The sequence below is a fragment of the Peribacillus sp. V2I11 genome, assembly GCF_030817135.1.
Taxonomy (GTDB): Bacteria; Bacillota; Bacilli; order Bacillales; family DSM-1321; genus Peribacillus; species Peribacillus simplex.
The window spans coordinates 90,399-97,500 of sequence record NZ_JAUSYW010000001.1; the positions used below are offsets into that span (position 1 = coordinate 90,399).

Consider the following 7,102-nt stretch of genomic DNA (forward strand, 5'->3'; position numbering starts at 1 on the left):
CACAAGACCTGTCGATCGAGGGGGAGGTTAAAGTAGGATTGCCAGTCTGTGGTTCTAGAGTATAAAAATCGGACAAAGCATTTAAAAATTGGTTAGTACAAATTTTAAAAATATTATTGGAGGAATTAAAATGACAAAACATGAAGAAGTAAAAAATGGCATTATTTTCCCAGTAGGAGAGAAAAATGAAGCATATGCACAATATTTCGTAGGACAAAGTTACCTTAAATCATTGATTGCAGATCCTAAAGTTAATGTTGGGGTTGGGAATGTGACCTTTGAACCAGGGTGCCGGAATAACTGGCATATCCATCGTAATGGATTTCAACTTTTATTAGTGACAGGTGGCGAAGGTTGGTACCAAGAAGAAGGAAAACCTGCTCAATTCTTAAAAGCTGGAGATATTATTGTTACTCATGATGGTGTAAAACACTGGCATGGTGCCGCAAAAGATAGTTGGTTTGAGCATATTGCAATCACTGCAGGTACGCCGGAATGGTTGGAACCTGTTTCTGATGAAGTATATGACCATGCAACAAAATAAATTGTAAAAAAAGAGATCTCTCTTTAACTGCCCCAACTATATAAATTGGGGCAGTTATTATTTTCGGATAAAAATGTAACAAAAGAAATTTTTTCAAATCGCTCTAAATGAAAGTTAGTCTTTAATTTCAATTTTATCCTTCACTATTTGATCGTAGCGACTATCTTTGGAATTTCTAAATTCTCCGTTTGCAAAAGGATGTGTTCATCCCTTAAAACCCTTTACCAGTTATCCTTCCCCACAATATATAACTAGGATAAGTGGGTATTCAAATAGGGAAATAGATTTGAAGATGAGCTGCCTCATTTAATTTCGTTTGTATCATCTGAGGAAGCCTTCGAGTGAACTTTAGGGCGGATATTTCAGAAGGAAAATGCGATTAGTGATAGGAACTAATAATTATTTGAGTGGAGGATTCAACATATGCTTACTTCAATAGCAGCAGAAAAAAATATTAATAATACTATAACTAAAGCTATGACACTTCTATTAGCTATCGCCGGTGGAATATCGGTAGCAAATATATATTATAACCAACCCTTGCTTTCAGAAATAGCAAAAACCTTTCATACAACGTCTAGTTCTGCAGGATTAGTTGCTACGTTTACACAGTTAGGATACGCATTAGGAATATTTATGTTTGCAACCCTAGGAGATATCAAAGAAAAAAAGAAATTGATATTAACGTTAACTGGCTTGGTAACGGTATCCCTTTTAGGTGTTGCTACAGCACAAAATTTACTATGGATGAACCTTGCCAGTTTTGCTGTTGGTTTAACTAGTGTCGTGCCACAAATTATTTCCCCTCTTGCTGCTCAGTTGGCTTCACCCAAAGAAAGAGGAAAGGTAGTAGGGACAGTCGTAAGTGGTCTTTTAATTGGGATTTTATTGTCTAGGACAGTATCTGGATTTGTTGGACAAGTAGCAGGGTGGAGAGCTATGTTTGTTGTTGCCGCTATACTGATGTTCATACTTGGAATAATTATGTATTACAAATTACCAGTTACAAAATCGAACACAATTGATAATTTTACTTATAAAGAATTACTTAAATCAGTTTTAACTATGCCACGCAAGTATCCTAGTTTAATGCTGATTTCAATTTCAGGAGCATTGTTGTTTTGTGCTTTCAGTGGATTTTGGACAACCATGATTTTCTTATTAGGAAATCCGCCATTTTCTATGCAGAGTGATCAAGCTGGGCTATTTGGATTATTAGGTGTAGCTGGTGCACTGGGTGCGAACATTATCGGGCGTTTAAGTGAAACAAAAATTGTCAAATTTATTGGTGTGACATGTATTGGAATCACTCTAATCTCATATTTAATTTTTGGTTTGTTCAGTATGAATATTTTGGGAATGGTAATAGGCGTAATCTTATTAAGCTTAGGTGTTCAAGGTGCACAAGTATTTTACCAAATTAAACTTTTTAGCCTAAGTGATGATGAAAGAAGCAGAATAAACACTGTTTTTGTGGTAAGCAATTTTATCGGAGCAGCTGCAGGATCTACATTAAGTGCTATGGCATGGAACTATTATGGTTGGAACGGAGTATGTATTTTAGGAATAACTGCAGTTCTAATCGCTTTATGGATAAATTCGCGTTTAAAAAGTTAAAATAACATGAAATTTGGTGATAGGGGCGAAAAGTTTGCCCTGTTTTCGGTTGATTTGTATTATGTATTACATCGCAGAATGCAACACGCTGTTCATATGGAAAGACTCTATATTATTTGCCGTATTGGTAACATCATTGGTTGGGAAACATTGAAGATTATTTGGATGAGGAACGAGAAACATTCCTTGTGAAGGCTAAATTTGAGGTTAGTGAGTAACTTTTCATTTTAGTATTACAAAAAAATAATAAGACTTAAAAAGAAACATTTCCCTAGGGGTGAAATTGTAAAATAAAAGTGACGGAATGAATCTAAATGATACAAACTAAAGTGAGGAAACAGCATTGGAAAAAACGTAATTGAAAATGGTACAGCCGTTACCTTAACTGTTGGTAATACGGTTATTTTTTGGGGGGTATAAAGAAATTTTAACTTGATGGGAATGGGGTCCTACCACATGCCCATCAAGCTAAGAAAATAGGTCACCCCCAAAAACGATAAATTGAGCTTATAAGTTACAAGAAAGTAAAAATTCCGTTCTGGGGGCACTACAAAACTTAACTTGATGGCAATGTGACGCTACTTCTTCACAATCTTGAAACTGTTTGTAAATAATTAAGTATAGAAAGGGCTCACTTTCCCATAAAAGCAACCCCTGATGCATAAGGCACAGGGGTTATTGAAAATAGGTTTAAAGCACGATATTTGGATTTATATGAAAACAGTGATTTACGGTCAATATTCCCCTTGATATCAGCACATAATGGGGTGTGAAGTTCACGTGGACGGATCGTCCTGCAATTACGGAAAATTCCTGTTCCATTTCATAGGTATGCCGATGGTTCACAACGTTGTAGGATAAATATTGTTTTGTATTTCGGGTTGATGCAGAGTACGATCTAGCTTATTCCCTGCTCCAACCGTTCCTGACATACCATCTACAACAATTTTATCTAAATCAATGAGCCCTTCCCTCACCATTGGTGCAAGTGCAAGGATTGTAGATGAAGAGAAAAACCCAGGATTTACGACAATTCTCGTACCCTTAATGTCATTTCGATATAGTTCGGTTATTCCATAGACCCGCTTCTGATACCAAATTCCATTGAATATGCGTTTTGCCGTATACCCGTTCCAATCCTCTTTGTTTTTCAATCGAAAGTCAGAACCAAAATCGATCACTTTGTCTACTTGAGTTTTTACGCATATCGAAAAATGTGAAGGAGCTGTAAAAAGGGCGTCTCAGTTATTTTAAGAAAGCATCGAGTTAGTGAGCATTTAATCAATAGAATAATATATAACCTATCGATTATTCCTTTTCTTCAGTCCTATCTATATCGAAAATTTCTTAAATGCCAACACTGCATTATGTCCTCCAAAACCATTAGAAATAGCATAGTTTATTTTCATGTCAACTGCATGGTTTGGAACATAATCTAAATCACACTCTTCATCCGGTATATCATAATTAATAGTTGGAGGAGCTATATCTTCCATGATACTTTTAAGGGTTATAATAGCCTCAATCCCACCTGCTGCTCCAAAAAGGTGCCCAGTCATCGATTTAGTGGAACTTACCTTTAAGTTATAAGCATGAGTACCAAAAACACTTTTAATCGCTTTGGTCTCTGATTTATCTCCTTCAGGAGTACTTGTACCATGTGCATTTATATAATCCACATCAGTCAATCGAATCTTTCCCATATCTAAAGCCAATTTCATTGCATTTGCGGCCCCATTGTAATCAGGGGACGTAATATGATAGGCATCTGTTGTGGAACCATAACCTACGATTTCTCCTTAAATTGTCGCTCCTCTTTCTCTCGCATGTTCTTATTCTTCCAGGAATAAAACACCCGCTCCTTCAGACATTACAAAGCCATCACGCCCTCTGTCAAATGGGCGACTTGCCTTTTCTGGAAAATCATTAAAAGTAGACATTGCTCTCATTCTTAAGAATCCAGCAAAAGCTAGTGGATTAATAGGAGCTTCAGCCCCTCCAGCTAATATACCATCAGAATAACCTTGTCGAATATTTAAAAAAGCCTCCCCAATAGCTTGATTCCCTGTTGCACAAGCAGAAACAGGTGAAAAGCTAGGCCCCTTAAAACCCGTTTTTATAGATATTATTCCTGACGCCATATTACTGATCATCATTGGAACCATAAATGGAGAAACTTTTCTTGGTCCTCTTTCAAGCAAAGCTTTATGATTATCTAATGTAGTATTAATTCCTCCAATACCGGAACCAATATAAATCCCTAATCGCTCCTTATTAACATTTTGTAAACCTAGATTCGCCTGTTCCAAAGCTTGTTGAGCAGCAGCAACAGCATACTGTACGAATAAGTCATATTTCTCCTTTTCTTTTTTATCAATAAATTGCTCTGCGTCAAAGTCGGTAATATAACCTGCAATTTTGGTGCTAATATTGTTATAGTCATCAGATTTAATTTTTTTTAAGCGGGCACTTTGCTCCTTTTTTCAAATACAAAAAAACTCTGTATTCTGCCAAATCGGTCAAATTCAGGGTTTCCCTAACTTGAAAGCTCCCCTTAAGATCCCTTATGTTTTATTACAAATGTGTTTACTAGATTTATTGTCGAATGAGGAGGTGCTTTATGGAGAACGAAAAAAGTTCCCTTTACGATAAATTACCGTTAGAATTATTGGCGGGGTTTTATTATGAAATAAATAAGAACATTGAAAAAGGTATCTTGTCTGATGCTATGTATCAAGAAATTAGATTAATGGAACAAACAGCATTAAGAAGGGGAATCTCACTTGAATACCTAAATGACAAGGGTGCTTTTATAATTGAAGCCGAGAAACCACTAATAGAAACAACCCTGCAACACCAAATAGTAGAATAAGAAGTCCAATGATGTTTCTAGGATGATATGCATGCGTAGCCGTCATAGTATCTAGCGCAGGTGAGGCCAATACCGGGATCAGTATATAAAATAAATCCCCTTTTTTATGCAACAGTTAGGCTTCTTCCGAAGTAGAAAACAGTCAAGTATAAAAATGCTACATAAATTGATAAAAACGAAAAAGCTAATACCTTGAAAGCATCGGCTGATATTCATTTTGGGCACTAAACGTCCTAATTAGGTTTTCCAGCCCCACTCTCTCTCCTGATTTATTCCACCTATTTTTATTCCTCCTTGGAATTAGAGTTAATTAATGTGATTACATAATCGAAGTATACTTAATGAGCTTTTACATTTTTCCCACAGAACACCTCTTTATCCACTCGTTCCGATCTTGGGATTCGTGTAAGGCAAAGAATACCCCTGCAACTAACCCTAGGAAAAGGCGGGGAGCAGAGGCCATTCATTTTTACAAACTAATTTATTCCCCAACTAAAGAATCTACTATTCACGGTATCCAATAAAAAAGCTCTGAAGTTCTGGGAAGAATGAAAAAATTGAAAAAAGAAAGGAAAGAGCATAAGGAAAAACTGAGAGAAAGGCTATTTTTCAGCAGCAAGAATTCCCCAGTGCCATTGGAATTTATATAATGAAAAGGATTGGGAATACTTCCCGATATACAAGAAGTTTTCCTCCCTTATAAATTATCAAAGGTATTTTCAATGGCTAATTCCAATTCTTCTTTTCCATCTCCTATATAACGTTTGGTCATGTTCAAATCTTTATGCCCCATCAATTTTGAAACGGTTTGAAGGTCTATCCCCTTATCGATTAATTTTTGGCAAAACGTATTCCGCAGCTTATGGGGAGTCGCATTATATTTAGTCAGCATATATTGCACTGACCTTGGCGTGATGCGCTGATTCACACTGGATATGAAGATAGCTTCCGTTTCCATATTTAAAAATTCCTTGTATGCCTTGATTTTTTCACTAGCGGTCATGGAGAGTGGAATCTTCCTGTCTATATCACCTTTTGAATCCCGGATGAGGATATATTGCCTTTCTCCCTCTTTTTGAATGTCGCTATGGTTCAAATCACAAAGTTCGGACACCCGGATACCCGTATGAATCATTGTGTATACAATAGCAATATTCCTGAAATGCCCAGAGGCCTCGATTTCTTTGAGGAGAGCAGCTTGCTCAAGCATGTTCAGGGCTTTTGGCGGATCTTCTTTCTTTTCTTTTGCTTTACGATCGATGTTGAGGACGATCTCGGGTTTATCAAGGAACCTGGAAAACATGGTAATGGCTGAATAATGTTTTTCAATCGTTCCTCCACTCTTGTTTGACTGTTCCATATCGTCTAAATAGGTTTGGACGTGGGATTTTTCAATCTCTTCCGCCTCATCCTTAAACCATTGAAGAAGCTGGGAGATAACTCCCACATAGGTTTTAATCGTACCATCGGATTTATTTTGACCCATTAACCATTCCGCAAAAGAATGAAGAATTTGTTTATTGTCCAGGATTTCTTCTTTACTGGTCATTCGAGAAGCCCCCTACCAAAATCATGCTATTAAAAAGCCTTTCCAACGAATGGTGGAATTTATACAAAAAAACCTTAGGAAAATCCTAAGGTTTAGAATGCGTAGATAGGATTTGAACCAGTTTATACAGGTTTATGAATCCTAATTGATGTGATAAACATTGCTTGGCGGCGTCCTACTCTCACAGGGGGAAACCCCCAACTACCATCGGCGCTGAAGAGCTTAACTGCCGTGTTCGGAATGGGAACGGGTGTGACCTCTTCGCTATCGCCACCAAACATATCAGGAACGTTGTTCCTTCAAAACTAGATAATAAGAAGAAGGTATTTCATTTTTTAAAAAGCGTTGGTTAAGTCCTCGATCTATTAGTATCAGTCAGCTCCACATGTCGCCACGCTTCCACCTCTGACCTATCAACCTGATCATCTTTCAGGGATCTTACTAGCTTGCGCCATGGGAAATCTCATCTTGAGGGGGGCTTCATGCTTAGATGCTTTCAGCACTTATCCCGTCCGCACGT

6 protein-coding genes, 2 rRNA genes and 1 pseudogene (1 of these 9 running past the window's edge) are annotated in these 7,102 nt (G+C 37.2%); 3 read left to right on the forward strand and 6 right to left on the reverse strand.

The genetic code is table 11. From position 1 onward, the window contains the following. Window positions 1-130: 130 nt before the first annotated feature. Window positions 131-544, forward strand: coding sequence for a cupin domain-containing protein (locus QFZ73_RS00390; protein WP_307261818.1), 414 nt, complete (start codon window positions 131-133; stop codon window positions 542-544). A 423-nt stretch (window positions 545-967) separates the two neighbouring features. Further along, on the forward strand, window positions 968-2,161 hold the full coding sequence (locus QFZ73_RS00395) for an MFS transporter (protein WP_307261820.1): 1,194 nt from the start codon (window positions 968-970) through the stop codon (window positions 2,159-2,161). 690 nt (window positions 2,162-2,851) lie between these two features. Here the strand turns inward: QFZ73_RS00395 and QFZ73_RS28800 are convergent. From QFZ73_RS28800 to QFZ73_RS00410, 3 genes and pseudogenes are all read right to left on the reverse strand, one after another. Beyond that, window positions 2,852-3,141, reverse strand: a pseudogene (locus QFZ73_RS28800) (Asd/ArgC dimerization domain-containing protein). A 351-nt stretch (window positions 3,142-3,492) separates the two neighbouring features. Then, the gene (locus QFZ73_RS00405) at window positions 3,493-3,954 is read right to left on the reverse strand and encodes a beta-ketoacyl-[acyl-carrier-protein] synthase family protein (protein WP_307272495.1); all 462 of its coding nucleotides are present in this window, start codon (window positions 3,952-3,954) and stop codon (window positions 3,493-3,495) included. 39 nt (window positions 3,955-3,993) lie between these two features. Then, window positions 3,994-4,614, reverse strand: coding sequence for a beta-ketoacyl synthase N-terminal-like domain-containing protein (locus QFZ73_RS00410; protein WP_307272497.1), 621 nt, complete (start codon window positions 4,612-4,614; stop codon window positions 3,994-3,996). A 167-nt stretch (window positions 4,615-4,781) separates the two neighbouring features. Here QFZ73_RS00410 and QFZ73_RS00415 point away from each other — a divergent pair, with 167 nt between their 5' ends. Then, window positions 4,782-5,033: a hypothetical protein gene (locus tag QFZ73_RS00415; RefSeq protein WP_307261825.1), complete on the forward strand. Its 252-nt coding sequence runs from the start codon at window positions 4,782-4,784 to the stop codon at window positions 5,031-5,033. A 697-nt stretch (window positions 5,034-5,730) separates the two neighbouring features. Here the strand turns inward: QFZ73_RS00415 and QFZ73_RS00420 are convergent. The 3 genes from QFZ73_RS00420 to QFZ73_RS00430 form a co-directional block, all read right to left on the reverse strand. Beyond that, window positions 5,731-6,582, reverse strand: a complete 852-nt coding sequence (locus QFZ73_RS00420; RefSeq protein ID WP_251438100.1) for a tyrosine-type recombinase/integrase — start codon at window positions 6,580-6,582, stop codon at window positions 5,731-5,733. A gap of 162 nt (window positions 6,583-6,744) precedes the next feature. Beyond that, window positions 6,745-6,860: ribosomal RNA gene (rrf, locus tag QFZ73_RS00425) — 5S ribosomal RNA — on the reverse strand. 67 nt (window positions 6,861-6,927) lie between these two features. Further along, window positions 6,928-7,102, reverse strand: a 23S ribosomal RNA gene (locus QFZ73_RS00430) (it continues 2,758 nt past the right edge of the window).